Source organism: Mucilaginibacter sp. PAMC 26640, assembly GCA_001596135.1.
Classification (GTDB): Bacteria; Bacteroidota; Bacteroidia; order Sphingobacteriales; family Sphingobacteriaceae; genus Mucilaginibacter.
Window position 1 is genome coordinate 193,622 of record CP014773.1, and the last position, 23,399, is coordinate 217,020.

22 protein-coding genes are annotated in these 23,399 nt (G+C 39.0%); 16 read left to right on the forward strand and 6 right to left on the reverse strand.

All coding sequences use genetic code 11. The annotated features are described in order from the left end of the window. Positions 1–71: 71 nt before the first annotated feature. Complete coding sequence (locus tag A0256_00965; protein AMR30084.1) at positions 72–926, reverse strand: hypothetical protein; 855 nt, start codon at positions 924–926, stop codon at positions 72–74. A gap of 127 nt (positions 927–1,053) precedes the next feature. On the opposite strand from A0256_00965, the gene A0256_00970 reads away from it, so the two are divergent. From A0256_00970 to A0256_01005, 8 genes are all read left to right on the forward strand, one after another. After that, a complete protein-coding gene (locus A0256_00970; GenBank protein ID AMR30085.1) occupies positions 1,054–1,308 on the forward strand; it encodes a hypothetical protein in 255 nt (84 codons plus the stop codon). Positions 1,309–1,801: 493 nt separating this feature from the next. Then, positions 1,802–3,919 (forward strand): hypothetical protein, encoded by a 2,118-nt coding sequence (locus A0256_00975; protein AMR30086.1) that lies wholly within the window; start codon positions 1,802–1,804, stop codon positions 3,917–3,919. Positions 3,920–4,041: 122 nt separating this feature from the next. Then, positions 4,042–4,461, forward strand: coding sequence for a hypothetical protein (locus tag A0256_00980; protein AMR30087.1), 420 nt, complete (start codon positions 4,042–4,044; stop codon positions 4,459–4,461). 692 nt (positions 4,462–5,153) lie between these two features. Continuing rightward, positions 5,154–5,543: a hypothetical protein gene (locus tag A0256_00985; GenBank protein AMR30088.1), complete on the forward strand. Its 390-nt coding sequence runs from the start codon at positions 5,154–5,156 to the stop codon at positions 5,541–5,543. A 41-nt stretch (positions 5,544–5,584) separates the two neighbouring features. Continuing rightward, positions 5,585–6,652: an alpha/beta hydrolase gene (locus tag A0256_00990; protein ID AMR30089.1), complete on the forward strand. Its 1,068-nt coding sequence runs from the start codon at positions 5,585–5,587 to the stop codon at positions 6,650–6,652. A gap of 46 nt (positions 6,653–6,698) precedes the next feature. Next, complete coding sequence (locus A0256_00995; protein AMR30090.1) at positions 6,699–6,920, forward strand: hypothetical protein; 222 nt, start codon at positions 6,699–6,701, stop codon at positions 6,918–6,920. Continuing rightward, positions 6,917–7,156 carry a hypothetical protein gene (locus tag A0256_01000; GenBank protein AMR30091.1) on the forward strand — a complete coding sequence of 80 codons (240 nt, stop codon included), beginning with the start codon at positions 6,917–6,919 and terminating at the stop codon, positions 7,154–7,156. The genes A0256_00995 and A0256_01000 overlap by 4 nt, the downstream gene beginning before the upstream one ends. Positions 7,157–7,300: 144 nt before the next feature. Continuing rightward, positions 7,301–7,930, forward strand: coding sequence for a hypothetical protein (locus A0256_01005; GenBank protein ID AMR30092.1), 630 nt, complete (start codon positions 7,301–7,303; stop codon positions 7,928–7,930). Between the two features lie 322 nt (positions 7,931–8,252). On the opposite strand, the gene A0256_01010 is transcribed toward A0256_01005, so the two are convergent. Continuing rightward, positions 8,253–8,498 (reverse strand): hypothetical protein, encoded by a 246-nt coding sequence (locus A0256_01010; GenBank protein AMR30093.1) that lies wholly within the window; start codon positions 8,496–8,498, stop codon positions 8,253–8,255. On the opposite strand from A0256_01010, the gene A0256_01015 reads away from it, so the two are divergent. Beyond that, positions 8,499–8,753, forward strand: a complete 255-nt coding sequence (locus A0256_01015) for a hypothetical protein (GenBank protein AMR30094.1) — start codon at positions 8,499–8,501, stop codon at positions 8,751–8,753. Positions 8,754–8,774: 21 nt separating this feature from the next. On the opposite strand, the gene A0256_01020 is transcribed toward A0256_01015, so the two are convergent. Both A0256_01020 and A0256_01025 read right to left on the reverse strand, forming a co-directional pair. Continuing rightward, the gene (locus A0256_01020; protein ID AMR30095.1) at positions 8,775–9,065 is read right to left on the reverse strand and encodes a hypothetical protein; all 291 of its coding nucleotides are present in this window, start codon (positions 9,063–9,065) and stop codon (positions 8,775–8,777) included. A 648-nt stretch (positions 9,066–9,713) separates the two neighbouring features. Beyond that, the gene (locus A0256_01025) at positions 9,714–10,100 is read right to left on the reverse strand and encodes a hypothetical protein (protein AMR30096.1); all 387 of its coding nucleotides are present in this window, start codon (positions 10,098–10,100) and stop codon (positions 9,714–9,716) included. Between the two features lie 509 nt (positions 10,101–10,609). On the opposite strand from A0256_01025, the gene A0256_01030 reads away from it, so the two are divergent. Together A0256_01030 and A0256_01035 are read left to right on the forward strand one after the other, a co-directional pair. Further along, positions 10,610–10,972, forward strand: a complete 363-nt coding sequence (locus tag A0256_01030) for a hypothetical protein (protein AMR30097.1) — start codon at positions 10,610–10,612, stop codon at positions 10,970–10,972. A gap of 1,287 nt (positions 10,973–12,259) precedes the next feature. Beyond that, the gene (locus A0256_01035; GenBank protein AMR30098.1) at positions 12,260–12,520 is read left to right on the forward strand and encodes a hypothetical protein; all 261 of its coding nucleotides are present in this window, start codon (positions 12,260–12,262) and stop codon (positions 12,518–12,520) included. A gap of 249 nt (positions 12,521–12,769) precedes the next feature. Here the strand turns inward: A0256_01035 and A0256_01040 are convergent, their stop codons facing one another. After that, a complete protein-coding gene (locus A0256_01040; protein ID AMR30099.1) occupies positions 12,770–14,917 on the reverse strand; it encodes a hypothetical protein in 2,148 nt (715 codons plus the stop codon). A gap of 24 nt (positions 14,918–14,941) precedes the next feature. Further along, positions 14,942–15,154 (reverse strand): hypothetical protein, encoded by a 213-nt coding sequence (locus tag A0256_01045; GenBank protein ID AMR30100.1) that lies wholly within the window; start codon positions 15,152–15,154, stop codon positions 14,942–14,944. Positions 15,155–15,840: 686 nt separating this feature from the next. Between A0256_01045 and A0256_01050 the strand changes: the two genes are divergently transcribed. The 5 genes from A0256_01050 (at position 15,841) to A0256_01070 (ending at position 23,106) form a co-directional block, all read left to right on the forward strand. After that, a complete protein-coding gene (locus A0256_01050; protein AMR30101.1) occupies positions 15,841–16,476 on the forward strand; it encodes a hypothetical protein in 636 nt (211 codons plus the stop codon). Between the two features lie 199 nt (positions 16,477–16,675). Next, entirely contained in the window at positions 16,676–17,533 is an 858-nt protein-coding gene (locus A0256_01055; GenBank protein ID AMR30102.1) for an NAD(P)-dependent oxidoreductase, read from the forward strand. Positions 17,534–18,054: 521 nt separating this feature from the next. Then, complete coding sequence (locus A0256_01060; GenBank protein ID AMR30103.1) at positions 18,055–18,621, forward strand: hypothetical protein; 567 nt, start codon at positions 18,055–18,057, stop codon at positions 18,619–18,621. Positions 18,622–19,303: 682 nt separating this feature from the next. Further along, a complete protein-coding gene (locus A0256_01065; GenBank protein ID AMR30104.1) occupies positions 19,304–19,888 on the forward strand; it encodes a hypothetical protein in 585 nt (194 codons plus the stop codon). Positions 19,889–21,738: 1,850 nt separating this feature from the next. Beyond that, the gene (locus A0256_01070; GenBank protein AMR30105.1) at positions 21,739–23,106 is read left to right on the forward strand and encodes a hypothetical protein; all 1,368 of its coding nucleotides are present in this window, start codon (positions 21,739–21,741) and stop codon (positions 23,104–23,106) included. Positions 23,107–23,399 lie beyond the last annotated feature (293 nt).

The following is a 23,399-nucleotide window of genomic DNA, read 5'->3' on the forward strand; positions in this document are numbered from 1 at the left end:
GCAAATATCCCATATACCCTTCTTCTAAAGCGTGATAGCTGTCAGCCTGAATAATGATCCTCGACACCCGATCAGGCCGAGATCACCAGTAAGGGGATTGCGATACGACTAGCCATACGTTCAGTGTGACTGCCGTTAAACAGTGAATCAAAGAAACCATGCTGATGGTGCAGCATCGCCAGCATATCAACCTGGCCGTGTTCACAAAGCCATTTTAAACCCTTATCGGTATTGTCACTGGTCACGATCCGGTAATAGATTTTCGCATAATCGGCTTTGTTGGAAAGCTTCGTCAGAAAATGGTCCATCCATTTTTCGAATCCGAATGTGGGCTTCTTGTCGTGCTCGATATGCGTGATCAGAATTTCTGCATTTAGTGATTTGGCCAGCGGAATGAGTTTGTAGAGTTGCTCCAGGTCCTGTTCGGCGCTTTCCAGATCGATCGCGAAAGCGATCTTTTTTACCGGATTAAATTTTGCAGCAGGCGGTATCAGCAACAATGACTTTAAAGAATTATCGATCATTTTATTGCAATGGTTACCCATTAAAAAGGTGCTCAGGCTATCATTGCCGTGGGTCCCCATTACGACCAGGTTGATATGCTGTGTTTTCATGATCCGGTCTACCACGTCGGTAACGACTCCGGCCTCCTCAACAAAAGTAATTTCCGGACGAAACTGATCTGAATGGTCATGCTGCTGCATGCCCGCTTTTAATTTTTTTAATTCTTCTTCGCTATCGCTGAGCAACAGGTCTGTTTCTTCCATAGGCCAAACGACCAGACCCGCCTGCGGGGTTTCCGCCGGGACGATAACCGCGTTGCAAAGGACAATGTCATACTTTAATTGCTGGGCGAGCTGATACCCATACTTGGCAGCGTTCGTTGCGGTGGCTGAAAAATCGGTCGGAATGAGGATCTTTTTCATAGCTTAAAGCTGGCCAAATTAAAGCGTTCTGCTAATGACCAGGATCAGTATATTTAGTGCGCCATATCATTTTTAAGCTGGAGGATATACAGCATCTTTGTAATCACTCCTGATCAAAAGACCCATCATGAAATTCTTAAAATTCAATTTTAGCCACCCCTTTACAGGCAGGGCTAACCTGATCCAGTTGAATACAATTGCGCCCCAAAACCAAACGATCCTGATCGATAATGAAGGCTTACTAGAGATTCCAATCAGTGCCTGCCAGACCGGCAAATGGCGGCTGGTTTTAGATTGGATATACGAAGAAAACACTTTTTGCTACCACGAAAATTTCGAAGTTTTTGACCACTTGGGCTATAGCTCATTAATTAATTGTTAAACTATTGATAAAAAACACATTCAGGTTAATAGTCGTACATTTGGTATGCTCCTATTCCCCTTGTCAGGATCAATATTGCTTTTTTAAACATTAATTAATCGTTTAACATGCAGAATATCATCCCTGATTACATCATTGCCATCGGCGCTTCTGCGGGAGGAATGGACGAGATTAATTCGTTTTTTGACCATACCCCGTTGGACGGAGTAGCCTATGTCATTATCCAGCACTTATCCTCTGATTATAAAGCGTGAAAGAACTTCCAATTCCATCGAATGAAAGCGAGCGCTTAATAGCACTTCAGCGTTATGCCGTACTGGATACTTTGACCGAGGTTGAATTCGACCGGATAACTAAATTGGCGTCGCTAATTTGTCATACGCCGATTTCTTTGATTTCGCTCATCGACAAAAATAGGCAATGGTTCAAATCAAAGGTCGGGCTAAGAGTTAATGAAACTTCAAGGGATCTTGCTTTTTGCCAGTACGCGATCATGGACACCGCCATTTTTGAAGTGGAAGATGCAACCTTTGATAGTAGGTTTAAAGGTAATCCCTTAGTGACCGGTGATCCCAATATTCGTTTTTATGCCGGTTTTCCTTTAGTTGACCCGGCAGGGTTCGCCCTCGGCACATTGTGCGTTATCGACAATCAGCCGAAAATATTAACAGATGATCAAAAAGAGGGTTTGCAATTACTTGCCGCGGAAGTGATCGACCTGATCGTTGAGCGGCGCAAAAAACAAGAATTAAAGTATTTTGAAAAATTGTTCAACGTGTCCAATGACCTTGTTTTCGTTGGTGGTTTGGATGGTTTTTTTAAAAGGGTCAATCCGGCTTTTCAGCGATTATTAGGATGGGATGAGCAATATTTATTATCGACCTCTTCTTTAGAATTGATACATCCCGATGATATACAGGCAACCGAAAATGAACTTGAAAAATTAACAAAGGGGGAAGATACTATTAACTTTGTTCAACGGTTCAAAACAAGCAATGGTGCGTATAAACGCATTCAATGGACATCATCTCCTGAACCGGCAAGCGGCAATATATTTGGCATAGGGCGGGACATTACTGAACGATATCTCTTGGAAAAGGAATTGGAGCATACCCGAGAAATGCTGGAGCAAACCAATAAGGTTGCCCGTGTAGGCGGATGGGAGTTTGATGTAACGACGCAGACGCTATTTTGGTCATCAATCACTAAAGAAATACATGGGGCTGCAGACGATTATATTCCTGATCTGAGTACAGCCATTGATTTCTATAAGGAAGGCGAAAGCCGGGATAAGATCACCGTCGCTTTCACAAGGGCTATGACGAAAGGAACGCCATGGGATGCGCAATTACAGATCACTTCCCTGAATGGAAAAGATGTTTGGGTGAGGGCCTTGGGCGATGCTGAATTTGAAGACGGTGTTTGCAAAAGAGTGTATGGCACGTTCCAGGATGTGAATGATTTCAAGATGGTTGAAAAGGCCCTTAAATTATCAGTCGAGACCCAGGAAGCATTGAATGTTGTATTGCTTGAGAAAATCGAATTAGTTAAAGAGCAGGATCATACTATTGAAAAGATCAAAGAGTTTAAATTTTTAGCAGACTCTATACCGGAGATCATCTGGACTACCAAGCCGGATGGAACGGTTGATTATTATAATCAATACTGGTTCACTTATTCCGGCATGACTTTACAGGAAACAGAAGACCAGGGCTGGGCATCCGTTATGCATCCTGATGATCTTGACAAATGCCTGGCAGCCTCTACAGAATCCTTTACGAAAGGTACACCCTTTGAAAGTGAATATCGGCTTAAGCGGGGTTCTGATGGTATTTATAAATGGCATTTGGGCCGTTCACAGCCGATGAAAAATGCAAATGGTGAAATCAGCAAGTGGTTTGGGTCAAGCATTGATATTGACGAGTATAAAAAGGCGATAGAACTGCATAAAAGAATCGCACAGTTTGAAGATTTTAACCGGATAGTAGCACATAACTTACGGGGGCCTGCGGGAAGTATTCAAATGATATTAGCAATGATGTCCGAATCCGATTCGGATACAGAAAAAGCGGAACTTTTTGGGATGCTGGAAAAATCGAGTGTGACACTTAACGCAACATTAAATGATTTGATGAACGTTTTGGAAGTCCGGACGAACAGTACTTTGCCGTATGATGATTGTAATCTGGCGGAAATAGTGGCAGGAGTGGAAGCCATGTTAACTGGGCAAATTATTTCCAAGAATGCAAAGATCTATACCGACTTTGAAGCCCTTTCCATAAATTTCCCCAGGATTTACCTGGAAAGCATATTCTATAATATGATCAGTAATTCCCTAAAGTACAGTAAAGCCGATATACCACCGCAGATCAGGATCACCTCCCGCCGCTCAAATGATAAAATTATCCTTACTTTTAGTGACAACGGACTTGGAATTGATTTAATTATGCATGGAAACAATATGTTTAAATTGAACAAAATCTTCCATAAGGGATTTGAGAGTAAAGGTGTTGGTCTTTTTATGACAAGAACACAAATAGAGACGTTTGGTGGAACGATCAGTGTAGACAGTAAGCCGAATGTTGGAACTACTTTTACAATTGTACTGTAAGTTTTTTTATTAATTAGGTTGCCAAACCTAATTAGGTTAACACAACATACCAGTTTTATTGAAATGAAGATTACCAATCAAAATAATAGTTTCATCCCTAAATCGCCTGTAAAATTATTACAATGAAAAAAATTGCGGTAGTAAGCATTATTGATGATGATGCTTTTTTTCAATTCTCGACAAAAAAAACATTAGAATTGAGCAACAAAGTCGAACGCATACTTCAATTTCATGATGGTGAAGAAGCCATTCAATATTTTGTAGAAAACAAGGATGATCCTGGAAAAATACCTGATCTGGTTTTTTTAGACCTTAATATGCCTTACATGGACGGATGGCAGTTTCTAGATAAATTTATCATCAATGAATTTAAAAAGGAACTCATAACGATTTATATCTGTACCTCCTCTATCAGTAAATTTGATTTGGACAAAGTTAACGGTTATCCAATACTAAAGGGATATCTGATCAAACCCATAACGAAAGCGGAATTTTTTGAGAAATTAGACCAAGAACTCGAAAACGATTCCCTCCTGAATTAATATCTCTTGATGCTGGCCTGTTCGCTTTTAGTAGTACCTATCTGTTTTTTATACGCCTACCTTTGGAAGATGCTTACCTCTGTAGCATTACATTAAAAAGAGACTGCTGCTATCAATATAGCGGCCAATTAAATTTTCAGGCATTTGTGCTGCAAAACCCTGAACGTCAGGTCCGCGTTCAACGCATCATTTCATCCGTGCCTGTTCAAAACGCTCCTCTTCGTTTCGCCGGGCAAACCGCACTCGTCTTTCATTCCTGCCCTGAACATTAGATTGTTGTAGGGCCGCCCCCGTCGCTTTCAAAAGACCAGGGTGAAAGCACAACCAGCCCTTCGGGAGCCTCGTCCGGCAACGGTAGCCGGAAAGGCTTTGTCCTTTCATCCGGTCAACGTCCTTTCTTTAATTATTTCCAGGTGTCTTTCGTAATAGCCCTCCCGGAATGCACTAAGCTTTTTAAATGCTTTTCATTTTGCCTTTGCTGAGGCGAATTTACACCTCTTCAGCGGCCAAGGCCACGCAAGTGCCGCTATAAAAAATCTCCACACCTGCGCTGCGCTCCGGGTAGTATTTTTTGCGGCAGCCTTGTCCGCTAGCCCCCCGCGCAAGTATTCTGCCTCTATCAAAGGCCAAATGAGGGTTTTACCAAATGGTCATTGAAGAACAGATTTTTTAACAAATAAATTTTTAACGAGATGGAAATCACAGGAAGATTGGTAGCAGACGCTACCGTGAGAGCAGTAAACGAAAACAAAAATGTAACAGGGTTCAGGGTAGCCGTTAACCGCCGTTACAAATCACAGGGGGCGCAAAAAGAAGAAACCGCCTACATCGATTGCACCTACTGGCGTGGCGAGGGTATTGCCCCATTTTTGACCAAAGGCATGTTGGTGCAGCTTTCGGGATTTATGACCGCTGAACCGTGGGTAAGCCGTGACGGTGAACCGATGGCAAGTTTAAGGTTTCGCACTGACGAGATCAATATGTTAAGCAGACCGGCTAAAACCGGTGCAGGTGATAAAACCCCCGCTAAACAGGCAGGCAATAAAAAAGGCGTGATCAAACCAAGCGAACAATTCAACTAAGCGAAGCAGTAACAAATTTTTTAACTATAAAATTTAAGAAAATGGCACACAATCTTTTTTATAACGAGCAGACAGAAAAACACAGTTTTTTTAGTGTAAAGGAAAAAGCATGGCACGGTTTGGGGCAGATCGTTCAGGATTACCCCACCAGTGCGGAAGCGATCCGCTATGCGGGATTAGATTACACCGTGGAAAAACGCCCTTTGTTCACCAATGCGCTGAACAATGAATTAGCAGGGTTTGATACCGATTTTGCGACCTCCAAATTAGATGTACCTGCATTTTATGCCACCGTTCGCAATGATAATGATACCGTTTTAGGCGTAGTGGGTAAAGATTACGAAGTGGTTCAGAACGCCGATGCATTCCAGTTCTTTGATGCCATCGTAGGTGGTGGTGACGGTATCAAATACGAAACAGCGGGGGCTTTGGGTAAGGGGGAGCGCATCTTTATTACCGCCAAATTACCTGATTATATCAAAGTCGGTAAACAGGATTTAATAGAACAGTATTTATTCCTGACCACTTCGCACGATGGTTTCGGCAGTATTACCGCCGCTTTTACCCCTACACGTATCGTTTGTAACAATACCTTAAACGCTGCTTTGCGCAACCAGTCGGGTGGTATTAAGATACGGCACACCGCCTCTGCTAACGACCGCCTGAAACAGGCGCATACCTTAATGGGCATTTCGCATGTAGTGGCGCAGGAATTAGAGGAACTTTTTAATCATTGGGCAAAAGTGCGTATTACCGATGTACAAGTGAAAAAACTAATACAGGTTGCACTGGCACCAAACAAAGAGGTTATCCTAAATCTCGAATTGGGTTTACTGGATAAGCTGTCTACTACCTATACCAATATCGTGGATAACGCTTATGCCTATGCGATGGGTAACCCGACCCAGCAAATGGAAACCACGGCAGGGACAGTTTTCGGTGCATATAATGCCATTACAGGTTATTATCAGAACGTCCGCAACTTCAAGGACGGCGACGCCAAATTCAAATCTATCATGGACGGTACGGCCAAACAACGTGCGCAGGTCGCTTTTGACCTTTGCGGAAATTTTGCCCGTCTGGGTGCGGATGCTTTAAATCTTAATTAATCAGCAAGGGGGAGCAATCCCCCTTGTTTTAATATATTTTTTTATCATGAGTATATTATCAATAAAAACAGAACGAAACGCCCTTAAATCAATAGCTAAAACCCTGCGCTTTTTTGATGAACTCACCTGTTGCCAAATGACAGCGGAGGACGATGCGGACACCGCCAATGCTAAAAACTTGTTATTGGGCATAATCGAAAGCGGGGATTACCGTGCAGTTTACCAACGGCGAAAAGGAACGAAACTCATTAAAATCGAAAAGCCATGAAAAACACATTTTCAACAGCGATGATACTGATCGCAATAGGTTTACTGCTACGCTACCATATCGGCAGGCGCAGGTTCAACCGCAGGGGTATCGGGGGTTTACAGCAGTTCTCCACTTACGGCAGGTTCATTTTTACCATGGTCGTGGAAAAGGTCATCTATTTTATCGCAACGCTATGCTTGTTAGCAGGCTTGTTTTTACTCGCCTTAGCAGGATTTAATCACTTTAAATATTGACGATTATGAAAACGAATTTTTTTCAGCAGATAGCAGGATTAGGCTTTAAAGGTAATTTTCTACTCAATATCAATCAGGACGAAACAGGGTTGCAAACCGTCTGTAGTTCTCAAAAAAGATAAGACCATTGACGGTTTACCCCCGATGTTATTCAAAGCGACCGCCGAATTAGGCCTATACAAATCGGTCGCCTTGATTAACCGCATCAATCGATTTTTTGGTACGAACTGGCGCGCGGAAACTATCCGTTATGATAAAGCATCATTAAAAGACAGGGAGTTGGCAATCGCCACCATTACTTTTTCCTGCGTTGATGTGGTCGATGCCCGTTACGAAATAGCTGAAGTCCTGAAACACCTGGCTGATAAGTATAGTGGCCGAAACCGTGTGCAGTACTGGATGGATTTTGGCAACAGCTGTTCGAGCGGTCAGGTTATCCTGTCAACTTTGGAGAAGATCAAACAACCCGCTTCGGAGCTCTATCGTCCTGTAGAAACTTTACCCTTATTTACCGATGAATTTAAAGAACTGCTTTATTCCTCGGAGCAGGGGGACAATACCCCAAGCTGTTCGCTTGCCGAAACCTTGACCAAGCAGGATTTGTTTATCAATTCCGCACTCGCTAATTGTGGGGCGTCCCTTGTATGGCAGCTATTCAAAGAGGGTATCTTATTTAACCGTGGGTTCTTTTTGAATTTGCAGGATTTCAGGACACAGCCTTTGAAAGTGCCTGATTCTTTGATGTCAATTAGCACTAATACGTTAACGATTTAGTGCGGATTGACACCACTCCGCCAAATTCCCCGGCGGGCGGGCATGAGCCCGCCCCGTTTCGCCCCGTGTTTTCGTATCATTTTGGTTACTATGGTGAAAACACGGGGCGCTCTCATTTCCTGATATGGAGATAAGCTAGGTAGCAGCTCGGACTGACCACCGAAACGATCAGCCAATTGATCGTTGAAATTAAACTACACAACTCTCAGCAGCTGCACAATAAATTACTGCCTATCAACCTCGTAGCAGAAATTACGACAGTCAGAGTGAGCCAGTTGCCATTGATCGGTAGGGTCAGTGCGAAAGAACGTGGTAGGGAGTTTCAGGATGATGAAAGCAGTTTGGCGCTGAATACGTCAAAAATTGACATCTGCTCGTACATTTCATTCAAAGCTGTGCCCACCAATACAATGACCGATTGAAACTGAGCAAACTGTTCTTCTACACAGATTTCTATCATTACCGCAATTTTGGAAAGCCTGTCAGCGGACTGGCTTATAAGAATATCAGTGTTGGACCGGTTCCGAGATGCTATGATCATTTCTTTACCTACTTCGAGCAACAGCATGTGATCTTCCCGGAATGGAAGCAGATCACAGACGGCGGAGCGCAGGAGATTGTCAGTACCCGGCGTCATTCAGGTATCAATGAAATTTTCAATGAGCAGGAAAAGATGACCATTTTCTGGGTGATCGATTCGTTCAAGCTTATGTCCACTTGGGATATGGTCACCAAAAGCAATGCACATATCAAAGCGGAAACCCGTGAGCACGAACATATGATCGGCTTTCAGGAGAACGCATTTCTATTGGAAGGTGTGTAAGCGTCACCGTAAAATTCAATCTCAATCACTCGAGGAATGTACTTGACTTTTCAACGGATCAATTAAACCCTTCACTGAAAATTGGCCCGGGGCGACGCCAAGCGCTTGGAAGATCTTCAACAGGCTACTGTATTTGAAGTTGCTGCAAAGTTCCATCCGGCCCAGTAAGATGCAGCCATTGTTATTCTTAAACGCGAATTTCTCGTAATCGTGATGGACTGCTTTAATGCGCGGGGTTTTAATGCGGTTATCTGATTTTTTAAGGAAATCCGGGGCGATGCCGTCGATCACATTTAATTTATTTGATATCATCCGGCAAAATAAAATAACGACAAGAACATACGCCACTCCTTTAAATCGGTTTCTTTTGCGAACTTTTTAACATAAATTTGGATGTCTTTTTTTATGGACTCTTTCCGTCAATGTGATAAGGTTTAGGTTGAAAGGTCCCGACAGTAGGTGTTTATTTGTATAACCCACGCCTAATTGGAATAGAAGTGACAATAATACCAGATGACGTTTTTGCAAATTTACAAAATACAATTAACCAAATATTTAGTCTTTTAACCAGCGGTTCTACTTTGGTAAAAGGCTTATTGTATCAGGACGTTGACGTTTCAATTAAGATTATTATCTGAAAGGCTCTAGGCACATCTTTAATTGTGTGAGCAATTGATTAATCAGAAGTACTTCCGTTTAAATCATAGGATTGAACCGGGGTTAATAATTGTGTATAATCAAGGTTTCATTTGTATATGTGAATGAATATTGAAACGGTCAGTAGGCAACTCAACAGCCCTCATAAAAGCCTTATTTTGACACGATCATTGGTGATTTCTATAAACAAAAGACTCTTCGGAATCTATCCGAAGAGTCTCACTATTGACTAAAGAACACCCCTGCTCTTCAGTTCTTCTCTTAGACACAATTCATTAAATTTAGTTTAATGAATAATATAATTTATTTTGAAGCCGATATTTCTAAATTACCAATTTTATTAATCATCCGTACTCTTAATTCACCATTGTAAACTTCTAGCAGCTTAATATATTTATCTTTCCAGAAGTCAGAACCACTTTTTTCTTCACTTAGCGATTTGAAATTTTGGTCTCGCCTATTTTTCTTTAGGTCAAACTGGTCAGTGGTAAATAAATGAGGAAACTCCTTTGAAAAATCATGTCTAACGATTAGTCCAATTTTGTAGATAATGTCATATTTAAGATTTGGCGTTTGGAAATAATTATAGATTGATCTCCTTTTGACATTTAATTGGGTAGCTAGATCGGTTATACTGTAACCATTCTTCCTCACTACATATTCTACAATTTGTCCGTGATGTTGGTCCATAAATGTTACTATTTACAAGCTTAAAGCCAATTACCAAGCCAGAAAAAATTGCATCCAGTCTTAGTTATTATATGAGCAAATAATTTTAATAGACTTATATGGAAACTGAGTCTATGAATTGTTTTAACAGTAAGCTATTAGAGATTTTCAGTCTCATAAATGTACCAAATTGTGGTCTAATTTTGTAAAATATATACACTATCTTTCCGAATAATTATTTAAAGCATAGTCAGAAGGTGAAATTTTGCATGTTTAAAGTCAGTCTAAGAATGGGCACTTATATTGGTGATCGATCTACTAATGCAGTTATTTTAAAGCTAATAACCAAATTATCAGATCAAAATATTAACACGAGGTCGTTATTTAGGAAATAGGATAAAAATAATTAATCCAAATCTCAAAGGAAGATCCGAACAGCTCCAGTCTGTCGGTGGACTTACAATGCAAGTTATGGAAGGCTTTAACATTTAACATTACAGTTCTTTAAATATAATTGGAGATACACATTAATGAAGAGACGAATACTTATTATTGAAGATGACAAGGACATTTTAGAAATTACCGCGATGGTTTTAAAAATCAATGACTTTGAAGTCGCCACAGTTAGTGAAACTGATGACATCATCAACTTAGTGAACATACACCGGCCACATTTGATCCTTACAGACTACATGTTGCGGGGTTTGACTGGAGGTCAGATATGCAAAATCATTAAAACAAATGAGGATACAAAAATGATCCCTGTTGTACTATTGTCATTCTATAGCAAAACAGCAATTGACATTGGAAACTTTAAGTTTGATGCATTTGTGAGAAAACCTTTAAATCTAGAATATTTGACTACCGTGTTGAACAAACATATTATCAATTGAATTTGTAAGCAATCGCCTGCCTTTTTTGCGGAGGAGCGACGGTTCACCGAATAAACATCGCCGTTGATTAGCTACTACTACTAGGACTATTTTTCAAGAGAGCCATCTTTTTCTGACCCTTTAACAATTGGTAGCAATCTTTTTTTAATGCAAACGAATTGGCAAATTGCCATTACGATGAACGAAAGGGAAAAAAACGATGCTCATTGAAGACATTTCTGTTTTTGTTCTTATAATTTGCATGGGACAGCTCATCACGAGACCTGTTTATTAGGAAAATCAATTCCGCAGTATCATATTGTTTTCCTCTCCTAAATAATTCACTATTTAACCACTGATAATGCACAGGATAATATTTATCGATCTTAGGGTTTTATTTATACTACTGTTTAAACATATTTTTCTACTATACGCATCGCTTGCGATTCACCAACCCTTCTCGTTAAAATTATACTTTAACATGATATAGAATGTACAAAACGCAGACTGATACCTCCTCGAGTGGAATAAGTTCTTTCCATCTCGAAAAAAAGAAAATGGAACATACAACTCGCCGAGTTGATTTTTATAATTTACTGAGAGCAATAACCAATTATTAGAAGTAGCATCCATTAGGCGTGGTTCGTTAGTATTTCTGGTAATTTCAGTAAGTGGGCGAAAATGAAATCATTTTAATATTCAGCAATCCACTTCAGGGTTACATTTACTGTGTCGATCGATTCGAATTTATTATTTAAGGAACCAAAAGATTCGACATGATTGATAATTTCAATCATGTCATAATAGGAAGTTTGGTTCGGTAAGCAGTCTGAGTTTCGGGTAATTGGTTTGGAAATGGATATGAAAGACTCACCAGATTTTGTGTATAGTTTTATTTGGTAGAGATGCCTTTTGATTTTTATATGGCATTATCCAGATTCAAGATGCCATAGACTCGGCAAACTATTGCAAAAATCATATAGCAGCGATGTTTATTTTACTACAGATGTAAATCTAATAAAACAATTGTAGATTTATTTTAATTTTCAGTTGCCAAAGCCTATACTAGCTTATGATAGAGCATCATCGGAGATGCATATTAATTCATCGTAGCTTTATTAATGTAAATTAGAATAAAAAGATATGTTACCTTCCTTCTTTATTCACTTACTGGCTACCAAGAGTAAGTTTTAATTGTCATCATCAGAAATAGTGGAATAATGATAAGTTGTTACGCAAAAACCTTCGTTTTTTGTACTCCAAATTATCAAAAAGTCATCATCAAAAACTAAAATTCTGATTTGAATAATGGAATGGGTTTATGATAATAAGCAAAAAGAAAAAGAGATACTTAATGCTTATCTGGAACGGTTTACTTTGCTTAAAGGCGTCGGCATTTGCTCACAATCGACTATCAGGAAAGTAGGGTTTAATGGGAATATAATCTTTATCCTAACTAGTCGTGCGGAAGAAATCATATACGTTGGTCACGGTCTAAGTGATATCATAGCAAGTAGTAAAGTCGGGATCCTGGTAGTGGCAGTAGCCTGCAGAAACAGCAGAGCCTGAAGAGTTGAAAAAATTATATCCGGATATGTTGTTTAATAGTATCAGCGATGTAGTCATTGGTTAACATTAAGTATATGAAAGGTTATCGAAATGGAAGCCAATTCATGGCAATGTTTGATAATAGCATTTAAGCAAGATCGGAGTTATAGACCGCAGGCTTGAGCTCAACGACAAATAAATCAAAATCGTTCCTGAAAAATTGAGTAAGAGCTTGATGCCGGTAGCAAGCATGGATGAATACTAAGGAAACTAAGCTAAAGGAATTGTAAACCAAAAGGCACTTCCTTTACCTACCTCGGTATCTACGCCGATCTCTCCAAAATGCTTTTTAATAATTTCCGAACAAATATATAAACCTAGTCCTAAACCGGAATACTGGCTACCTTTACTATCTGCCTGATAATAACGTTCAAAAAGGTGAGGTATTTTTTCAGCAGAAATACCTGGGCCATTGTCAATTACAGACACTTTAGCCATATCGTTCACTTTTTCAATTTTGATCAAAATTTCTTTTGACCTCGAAGCGTACTTTATAGCGTTGTTAACAAAGTTCACAACGACTTGGTCAAGTCTCCCTTCATCTGCAATAACCTGAATTTCATGATGATATTCAGTTCGGATAGTATAAACACCTTCTGTGTGTAAATGAGCGCAGCAATCATCAATCATTGTAGATAGTGAAAATTGTTTTTTAGTCAAGTGCAGCTGCCCATTATTTACTTTACTGGCGTTTAATAGATCCTGGATAAGCACACTGACTTTGTCTAAGCTCTTATTAGCTAACCCTAAAAGTTTAGCATTCATAGTAGAAGAAGTATTACCCTTGATTTTATCTAACAGTTGTAAGGAGGCTTTAAGACTGGTGATTGGTGTCTTAAGCTCATGGCTCGCAATGCTGATAAAGTCGTCTTTCTGCTGTTGTAACAACTTAAGTTCCTGTATATCAGTTGCCGTACCAACCCAAAGCTGGACCGTACCATCTTCATTGCGAACGGGCATCAACCTGAATAATTGCCACCGGTAAAGTCCGTCTACACGCTTTAAGCGAATCTGTAACTCCCCGCCCTCACTGGTTTGTCTTATGGATTTATATTGACTGAGAACATTTTTTAAATCATCAGGATGAATGGCCGTTTCCAGTCCCCCATTGTTATTTCTGGTACGATCCAGTCCGGTATAATCATACCATCGCTGATTGTAAAAAGTAACCTGACCATCCGGTATGTTTGTCCATGCAATCTGAGGAATGGTTTCCATCATGGTCCTAAACCGAATCTCACTTTCAGTTAAGGCTTTGGTGCGGTCAGCCACCCGTTCTTCCAGTTCTAAATTTAGCTGTAACAGTTCTTTGTTAATAATTCGAACCTTTTCTTCCTGCTTCGTTAGCAGATCATTCGCTACCTTTAATTCTTCCTGCTGGGATTTTAAATTTGCTGACAGTGCGATCAAGGCAGCTGCACGTTTCTCTTTCTGGTCATTCTGGTAGGCCAGTTCTATATTTGCGATGAGCAGCTCTGCGTGCCGATCCTCTTTCTCGTTATTTTGAAATGCAAGTTCTATGTTAGCAAGGATAAGCTCGGCAGCCCTGTTTTCCTTTTCATTATTTTGAAAAGCAAGTTCTTTATTGGCGATAAGCAGCTCAGCTTGCCGGTTCCCTTTTTCATCGTTCTGATAGGCAAGTTCTATATTAGCAAGGATCAACTCTGCTGCTCTATTCGCTTTTTCATTATTTTGAAAAGCAAGTTCTGTATTTGCAATAACCAGTTCTGCAGCCCGATTCCCTTTTTCATTATTTTGAAAAGCAAGTTCTTTGTTGGCAATTCCAAGTTCGGCTGTCCGTTGAATAAGATACTCCTCTGCTTCTTTCCGATGGGTAATGTCTACTCTGGTGGCTAAATATTGGTAAGGCTTCCCCTTTTCATTCAAAAAAGGTACAATGGTGGTATCTACCCAGTAAAAGGTTCCGTCTTTGGCTTTGTTTTTTACTTCACCTGTCCATATTTTACCACTGGCAATAGTTGCCCATAAATCTTGAAAAAATAGTCTTGAATGATACCCTGAGTTGATAATTCGGTGGTCTTGTCCTATTAATTCTAGCTCTGTATACTTCGATATTTTACAAAAATTGTTGTTTACCTTTTTTATGGTTCCTTTTCGATCAGTTATGGCAATAATTGTTGCTTCTTCTAAAGCATATTTATATTCAGATATTTCGTTTAGATTGCTGTGACGTTGATTTTCAAATTGGTCAAATTCATCATTTGTAGTTTTTAAATCTACCCCATGATTTACTTCATAATAATTGAGGAAAGCCGGTTGTACGGCTTTGCTATTCTTAGCATCGTCTTGAAAAGCAATTTTCTCTTTAGCAACGATTGACTCCTTCAATTTCTTCATGTTCACCTTGCTAGTCTATAAATATTAAGAATTTGTACAAACTCTATCTAGCATAACTGTACCAACCGTTCCATCCGTTGCTACGTTACCAAAATTCATATCATTATACTTTGAAATGCTGATAGGCGTATCAATCGTAGCTGATGCATTTGCTGTAGCAGAAGCCTGTGCAAATGTGTCAGTTGAAAAAGTTAACACGAAGAGGGCAATGCCCAGAGTTACATAATTTTTTTTCATTGTATAAATTTATTAGGATTAAATTATGGTTCCTTACACGTTGCAAAAAAGTCAATGTTCTATTTTTGAAAAATATTTAATTTTTATTTTAAAAAATATAAATAATGGTAAAAATATTTAATTATTAATAACCATGATGCCTTTTAGTTAAAATTTGGGACTGCCTATATATTTCACTTGAAAGCTCGGTACATCTTTATTGCTTTTCGAGAAAGGCATTATGAGGAAATTCAAATTTGGCCTTCCCCATATGTTAATACGCAAGAGGTTAGAGCCCTACCAGCAATTGGAGCGAGGAAGGCACGCTTTAGAGCCTCTAATTTTTATTATAAATTTCACACGGAACAGACATTGGCACCTGTAAATTCTACTTTAATTATGCTACTTATTTCAGTTACATTGTGATGGATGAAGATTTGCGGCGCCTTTTAATTAGAAAAAAATAGCCTACTATGCGCGATCCCCGGTCCGCGTGGACATTCCGGAGCCATTGATCACCCCATTCCGGAATAGCCAACAGGTAATTCCGTAACACTTTGACCATGTTAATATATTGATTATTAACTGGGATTTTCTTAATTGCTTACACAACTCGGTGCTCAAAAAGGCACGGAATAGCCTGGTCAAGCCTCCCGGAATATCCAAACCACAAACAAAATCTAAATTATATAGTTATTATGTCTAAAATGACTAACAGTCAATTTATGAAAGTAAAATCAAAACACCTTCCAAAATTGGATAGAGAAGAGCAAATTATCAATGCAGCAGATCATGTATTGAGAGAAGTTGGTGCCCATGATTTTACGGTTGACCGAATAGTAGAATACTTGGATGTGGCCAAGGGGACTATTTATAAGTATTATAAAAGTAAAGACGATATCCTTGCGGAAGTAAGCGTGAAAGCCATAGAGCTGCTAATGGATCATTTTAAACTTGCGGTTGAAAACGAAAAGAACCTGCTAGAAGCTACAAAAGCTTTAATCATGGCTTGTTATCAATATTATTTAAGCCATCCCAAATATTTCGAGCTCATTCTTTATATGGAAAGACCAGACTTTAACAGTAGCATTAAAAACTATTTAATGATCAGTAGAGAACTGAGAAACTATTTCACAGAACATATAAGCAACTGTCAGGAATCAGGTGTAATTAAGAAAGAATTAAATGCTACATACTGTACTTACATGATATGGGGAAGCTGTATGGGATTGATGAACTTTATTGAAGCAAAGCGGGTTTTTATTGAAGACCTTGAAAAAATAAGTCGGGAAGAACTGCTAAAATTATACGCCGAGACATTAGTAGCAGGAATGAGCACTTGATTTTTTTTTTAAAAAAGTGACTCATAGTCATTTTAGGAAAAATGATTATACTGTATGTATATAACCATTGAAATAAGAATTAAAAGCCGAAATAAACAGTTATGACCAGAGGATAAATATAGAGCCTATCAGGCCTATTTAAACGTACCCCAAGATTGACATTATCAAAACAAATTCTATAACTATAAAAAAACAACTTATGATTTTAATTACTGGTGCAACAAGTGTCATTGGACAAAAGCTTTGTCAATTATTAGCTGACAACAATGAACCCTATCGTGCAATGTGCCGAAAAGAAGAGCAACTAGAAAAATTTCACAAACAAGGTATTGAGGCTGTTCTAGGCAACTTTGAAGACTCTAAAAGCTTAAGAGCAGCTATGCAGGGCTGTAATTGTTTGTTTTTGACTAGTCCTCCTACTCAGAATCAAGTGCAATGTGAAAAAAATGCCATTGATAGTGCGAAACAAGAAGGTATAACCTACATTGTTAAAATTTCGGCTTCTGATGCCAATCTACAGTCTTCAGTACCATGGGCAAAGTCTCACGCTGAAATTGATCATTACCTTCGTAAGTCTGGCGTAGAATGGACAATACTTAAACCAACTGCGTTTATGCAAAACTTCCTGACTTTATCTAAACCCATCTCAAAAGGCATATTACCTCAGGTAGCGGGTAATGGACTTGTAGGTTATATTGATGCCGAAGACATTGCCCGGGTAGCGTTGAAGGTACTGACAGAAAATTATCATAAGCGTGCTACTTACTATCTTAATGGCCCCGAGATGCTGGACATGAAAAAAATCGCTTTCCAGTTATCGGAAATCATAGGTAGGAAAGTACGCTATGTAAATCTACCTTCATTTGTCTTCCGCATCATATTAAGACTTTCGGGTCTGTCCCGTTGGTTTGCCAACGGCCTTATTGAACAATTCGCAGAGGTAGTAGCAAGAAATCACGATAATGATTTAAATGAAGAAGTTATACGCATTACCAATGCCCAACCGCGCTCATTCCTAGACTTTGCAAAGGATCATAAGGATGCCTTTTCAATCTAATATAATACGGACAATATTCAAATCCTAATTTTTCGAGTTATCTAACATTCGCACGAAACGGTGTATTGAATGGAAATTCCGAGGCCATTGACCATTTTATTCCGAAAATGCAATAATCGAATCCGCTACTCTTTGACCAGGCTAATATATTGACTGAAAGAAATGACTTTGAAGAACCGACTACACAAATCGTGCTCTTAAGCCTACGGAATAGGATGGTCAAGCCTTCCGGAATCTCCAATTAAAGGGTTGTTTTTATCATTAATACAAAATATCAAGAAACGGTCGAATATGAAGATGATACGATAGATGACCTTACCACATCAAAATCAGCACTTTCGATTGTTCTCTACATTATAAGGAAATGATATCTATTTTTGAGAGCACTATCATCTACACGCGCGGCTGATTAAGATTGACCTTTCGTTTGAATTGGTCTCTGGATAGGGATTAATTAATAACCTGACTTGGCCTAGAACTATTCCGTATAGCCATTGTTCATTGTAACAAATTTATATAAAATGGGTTTTGGTTTTTCAGTAGTTGGCATAGGGTATTCTGCAGGAGGTCTTCCTGCGGTACTTGAATTATTTTCGTTAATTCCAGTAAATAGTAATGTGGCATTTGTTTTGGTTCCACATTTACTACCTACTAAGAAAAGCAATCTTAATACCATACTATCAAGACTTACAACTATCCCTATAGTTTGGGCAATTGATGACCTTGAAATAAAACCTCAAAATATTTATATTCTTCCTGAAAATAAAATTATGACCATCAGCGAAGGGCGTTTGGCTTTAAGAGACCGACGTCCTGAAGAAATAATAAACCATGCCATTGACATCTTCTTTTTATCCTTAGCATTGGATGCTAAGAATAATGCCATAGGCATTCTTCTATCCGGTTGTGGGGATGATGGAGTCAAGGCCGCAGAAGAAATTCACAGAAACGGGGGCACTGTAATTGCTCAAAATCCTACAACTGCTGAATTTCCATATCTGCCTAAGGCTTTGATCTCAGCTGACCACCCAGATTTTATTCTTAGTCCACAGGGCATAGCTGATAAAATTAAAGAAACTATATTATAGGAGCGGCGTCGTGTCTTGTCTGTATGCTATCAAATGAGAATCTCGAGAAATGATGGAATAGTGATAATGAGTCACATGAATACCTTCGTGTTCTTGTAATCCAAATATCAAAAACTCATCATCTGCTTTTTATACTGACTAAAGCCATGTGTAGATATTAGTGATCGAAATTTGGCTATGTAAAAATCCAAATTGGTTTTTTGTTCTTTGTACGGTATAGAAAATCCAATCTACGTAATTAATATTATCTTATTTTCATGAGGAACCTCTCTTTAAAAAAGGCGAAAATCTACAGCGATTGATAAAGGTGGAAAAGTTGTATCTAAGTAGGTGGCTGTTAATAAAATATTGTTTGTAAAGAGTGCATTGTTATAGTTTTTAAGAAATCTCATTTTACAAAATTTTGGTTAATGTCCTTAACAACGTTTGGATCCTTACTTTGGTCATTGCCTTTTAAATTTATATCGTTCACACTTCAAATTTAGGTTTTCGATATTGCTTCAGAATGAAAAAAATCTTTTCATTATGAAAAACTGTAACTTGGAAAAAAATGTCTGTTTTCTAAATTTAATTATATAGACTTGTATATCAATATTTTAATTTTAAATAACGTTTACTGGCATCGTTTCCGCTAACGAAATTATCGGCTGTAGAGATCTGATTATCTACACCCCGCTGACTGATGAATACAAACAATTTATTTGATGGAAACGAACAGGTAAAAATTGATTCCGATGAAAAATTAGATACCTATATTCAGGCACATCACAAGCGCTTTCACAACATTCTATTTTGGGCAGGCATACTGATCGTTTTAAATTTTGCCATGCTGATAAACAAAATTCTAAACCTGTATACCGGAACCGCATCAACTGAGATGCTCTATTTCAAAATGGGATTGGGTTTAATGATCGTTGCATTTGTACTATTTTTAGTTTTCCTATGGAAGGCTGATAGCGAAATCGGGCCACCTGAATGGAGCAGAATAAAAATCTTAATTCACTATCAAATTGGTATAATTAATAAAGAAGTCGGTTTGATACTTGCTTACCTCGTAGCATATTCTTTGGTGTTGCTATACGGATATATTTTTTACACCTCGACAAAGGTGATTTCTACAAAAAAAATTACAGAGATCGTAACACCTGGAACCATGCTGGTTTACGGCATAGGTATTTATTTTTTATACCATGGCTACAGCCGTCGCTCAAAATTGAAGAGCGGAATAAAACAATTGGAAAATGAATCTGATCAACAATTTTTATAGCTTATTTTATCATTAGCCAATGTATTAGTTTAACTGTGATAAAAAAGAAGATGGATCTATTACTTCATCCCAATTTCAATTTAAACTATACAGGTTGCTATCGTGTAGTCGGGCCGGGGTTCTATGGTGGTACATGTTAGAGATCATTATTATTTATCGATTATACAGGTTTTTTCAAGACAAGCAACTATTTTTAATGGCAGGAAGCTTAGGTGGAGAGTCGAAACGCTTGACCATCCAATTCCGTAGGCTTAAGAGCACCGATTTGTGTAGTCGATTCTTTCAAGCATTTGTTTCAATCAATAAATTAGCCTGGTCAAAGAGTAGCGGATTCGACTATTGCATTTTCGAAATAAGGCGATCAATGGCCTCGGAACTTGCACTCACGCTGTCTCGTCCTGATATAGCTGGTCGTTTTTAAATAGTAATACTGGAATCAGTTTACACCAATATTCCTTGATCCTGATTCTACTTTACAAGGGTACCGTTTTTATTTTCATAAAAGCTGGAAGCTTACGTCTTATTGTTATTATTGGCGTGTTAGCAAGCGGCAAACTCCTTCAGTTTTCCTTATCCTAATGCGTTTTTTGCTTCGTTTTTTCTTTTTGTCAGCACATCCACAAATGTTGGTAACCTGACTTTACCCCTTTCTTTTTTTGAGGCGCGGATATCCCTTCCAACGCTTATTGATTTTACCTGACATGCCATGAGCCGGCTCTGGTGTATGGAAGCTTAAGCTTGCGTGTGGACGCCTATCGTTGTAATGGCCAATGATCACTGCAAGGCTTTTCTTCGCATCCTTATGGTTCATGGTCTACCTTTTTAGGAAAGAACTCATTCTTGACAATTTTATTAACGCACTCGTCAAGCATATTTTCATTAAGGGCTGCCGCTTTGAGTCATACTGATGGCGAGCCTGCGCTGGCTTAGCAGAGCTGTGCAATTCTGGGAGCAATATCGTATTGCACGATCAGAATGGTGGATCAGGATAGATGGAGATATACGCATGCTACTGTCTACTGCCATTTTCAGGGCTGCAATACTGGGATGCAGTTCGTATCCTACAATCTTTCTGGAATAAGCATCTGTGATCAGGTTCAATAACTGAAGCCCTCCAGTCTACGAATACAAGTTATATCATTCACCCAGAGCTGCTCTGGTGCTTACAATGATAGATGGGTGATCAGGTATAGGATATTTTCTTAGCTAGTGATAAGAATCCGTTAATTTAACTATACGCATTCTCCGGCGAATCAATAAGCCATGGAGCACAACAGATCAGACAGCAAGTCCGTCCCATTTTTATCTAGTGTTTTTCCATCTCCGGAATGAGCATGTGTAATAGTTTTCTGCTTTCCCAGCATAGAAATAGCAACAGCAGACTCACCAACCATTGACAACGTCACCCATGTGTTATGCTAGTCCTGGCAGCCATTTTATTATCTGACAAAGTCATAGTGATCTTCTTGATTACAAAAGTGTGAATCATGTAATTAATTAAAAGAATTGTGTAATAGATCGGCTGCTGAAATGCCGCAGATTTGCTATGCTCTAATAAAAATAGTGACGCAGAGCATATTGACTGGAATGCCCCCCGGCGTTTTCTATCACAATCATATACTTAGTTCTACATTTCGTGCAAATACAGCACATAAAATAGCAGCTATTTCTCAAAAGTAATTACTCAATGATTAAAAAATATACCCATGATTAAAAAAAATCTCACAAGCACTATCGCACTTTTGTGTGCTGTCGGCTTAACAATCGGATCGTGTAAAAAAGACTCAGCAATTCTTTCGGAAGCTTCTTCTGTGAAGCTAACGGCTTCGGCGTTAGCAGCAACAGGAAACATGTCAATGGCAGATTTATCACCCGGTTTTGTATTAGGTGTGAATGGTCACCCTCTTGGAGACGAAGCTTACTTAGGCGTATCGGCTGCCGATCAAATAAGTTTGATCAAGAAAATGGGCATGGGCATTTATCGTATAAACGTTAGGTCAACAAGCGATGGTACGGTCACCGTTCCACAAAGGTTGCAGCCATTGCTGGATGCAGCTAAAGAGGGTAATATTACCTTACTACCTATGCTGTATACAAGTACGCTTGATTACGACGATACAGAAGCGATTGCATATACAAAGGGTAAAAATGTTGGTGGTAACTTTGCTGCCAAATATGGATCAGTATTTAAGTATTACGATATGGGTAACGATTTAAGTATTAACATAATCAATGCAGGCAAGGATGGCCGCTATGCGGAAGACTATGACCAAAAAAAGATAGGCGTAACTGCATCTTACCTTAAAGGCATGAATGATGGTATCCATGCTAACGACCCCGATGCACAAACCATGATGTCGGCAAGTTGGGTGCACTGGGGCTTTATTAAATTCTGTGAGAATTATGGTGTTAACTTTGATATTTTGGCTTACCATTGGTATTCTGACATGGAAGCAGCGATTCAGCGTTCAAGTTCTTTAAATATCACTGATATTACCCTTACGCTGAACAAAATCTTCCCCGGTAAACCTATTTGGATCACCGAGGTTAATTTAAGGCCAGGCAACATGAGCGTTTTTGAAGCTGATCAAAACTCGTTTTTAACCAGCTTTATTGCTAAATGTAAAGCTAACCCCACCGTTAAAGCATTTTTGATATACGAACTTTTTGATGAACCGTATAAGACCGGGGGCGAAGAATACTATGGAATCGCTAAATGGGCAACACCGTATACCGAGTGGATTAACAGACCTGCCGCTGAAAATTTCATCAAGTTAGCCACGCCTGAGCTGGTAACTGATATAACCACAGCTACAGGCGCTAAACTGAAGTTAAACAACTTTATTGCAGGCGCTAACTACTATACTGACAGAGATTATCGAATAACGACTAAAACACCTGGCTATTTGCTTAAAAACCCAATAATTGAGACATTTAATGACGATAAAATAAACACATTAAGCTCTTACCTATCTTTTAATCTTAACCGAGCATCTACCGTATATATTGCTTACGATCCGCGTGCCAAAGAGATACCAGCATGGCTGCAAAGCTGGACTAAAACTACAGACCAAGTAGGAGTTACTGACCCTAATATATCCTCCTTGGATTTGTACGCTAAAGACTATGCAGCCGGACCAGTCACATTAGGCGGAAATCTTTCAGATTCTGCCACGGGCGCTCTAACCCATTATTTGGTCATAGTGAAGGAAAAATAGGATCAGCTTTTACTATAAACCAACAAAATTAATTTAAAGGGTGAGCATTATGTTCACCCTTTAAATAATATTATTCCAGGTTGCGTTTCTGTAATTAATTTGCACCAGGAGATAAGAAAGGAGCGCGGTTTAATGAATAACGAAGAAACCGTTTGTCATGCTACACCGTAAAACGAAGTTTAAAAATTGTACAGTTTCTTCTGACCAATTGGAAAAAACGTTTAGCGGGTTGCACTGACCTATTCAGCCAACTTATCGCGGTAAAAAACTGACTAAATTAAAGAGTTATACTC

Coding starts and splice junctions, on each gene's coding strand:
- A0256_01005 (AMR30092.1), top strand. CDS start 7,301: ATGTTATTCAAAGCGACCGCCGAATTAGGCCTATACAAATCGGTCGCC.
- A0256_01070 (AMR30105.1), top strand. CDS start 21,739: ATGTCAATGGCAGATTTATCACCCGGTTTTGTATTAGGTGTGAATGGT.
- A0256_00965 (AMR30084.1), bottom strand. CDS start 926: ATGAAAAAGATCCTCATTCCGACCGATTTTTCAGCCACCGCAACGAAC.
- A0256_01055 (AMR30102.1), top strand. CDS start 16,676: ATGATTTTAATTACTGGTGCAACAAGTGTCATTGGACAAAAGCTTTGT.
- A0256_01050 (AMR30101.1), top strand. CDS start 15,841: ATGACTAACAGTCAATTTATGAAAGTAAAATCAAAACACCTTCCAAAA.
- A0256_01000 (AMR30091.1), top strand. CDS start 6,917: ATGAAAAACACATTTTCAACAGCGATGATACTGATCGCAATAGGTTTA.
- A0256_01045 (AMR30100.1), bottom strand. CDS start 15,154: ATGAAAAAAAATTATGTAACTCTGGGCATTGCCCTCTTCGTGTTAACT.
- A0256_01010 (AMR30093.1), bottom strand. CDS start 8,498: ATGCTGTTGCTCGAAGTAGGTAAAGAAATGATCATAGCATCTCGGAAC.
- A0256_01030 (AMR30097.1), top strand. CDS start 10,610: ATGAAGAGACGAATACTTATTATTGAAGATGACAAGGACATTTTAGAA.
- A0256_00980 (AMR30087.1), top strand. CDS start 4,042: ATGAAAAAAATTGCGGTAGTAAGCATTATTGATGATGATGCTTTTTTT.
- A0256_01060 (AMR30103.1), top strand. CDS start 18,055: ATGGGTTTTGGTTTTTCAGTAGTTGGCATAGGGTATTCTGCAGGAGGT.
- A0256_01065 (AMR30104.1), top strand. CDS start 19,304: ATGAATACAAACAATTTATTTGATGGAAACGAACAGGTAAAAATTGAT.
- A0256_01025 (AMR30096.1), bottom strand. CDS start 10,100: ATGGACCAACATCACGGACAAATTGTAGAATATGTAGTGAGGAAGAAT.
- A0256_01040 (AMR30099.1), bottom strand. CDS start 14,917: ATGAAGAAATTGAAGGAGTCAATCGTTGCTAAAGAGAAAATTGCTTTT.
- A0256_01020 (AMR30095.1), bottom strand. CDS start 9,065: ATGATATCAAATAAATTAAATGTGATCGACGGCATCGCCCCGGATTTC.
- A0256_00970 (AMR30085.1), top strand. CDS start 1,054: ATGAAATTCTTAAAATTCAATTTTAGCCACCCCTTTACAGGCAGGGCT.
- A0256_00990 (AMR30089.1), top strand. CDS start 5,585: ATGGCACACAATCTTTTTTATAACGAGCAGACAGAAAAACACAGTTTT.
- A0256_00985 (AMR30088.1), top strand. CDS start 5,154: ATGGAAATCACAGGAAGATTGGTAGCAGACGCTACCGTGAGAGCAGTA.
- A0256_00975 (AMR30086.1), top strand. CDS start 1,802: ATGGACACCGCCATTTTTGAAGTGGAAGATGCAACCTTTGATAGTAGG.
- A0256_00995 (AMR30090.1), top strand. CDS start 6,699: ATGAGTATATTATCAATAAAAACAGAACGAAACGCCCTTAAATCAATA.
- A0256_01035 (AMR30098.1), top strand. CDS start 12,260: ATGGAATGGGTTTATGATAATAAGCAAAAAGAAAAAGAGATACTTAAT.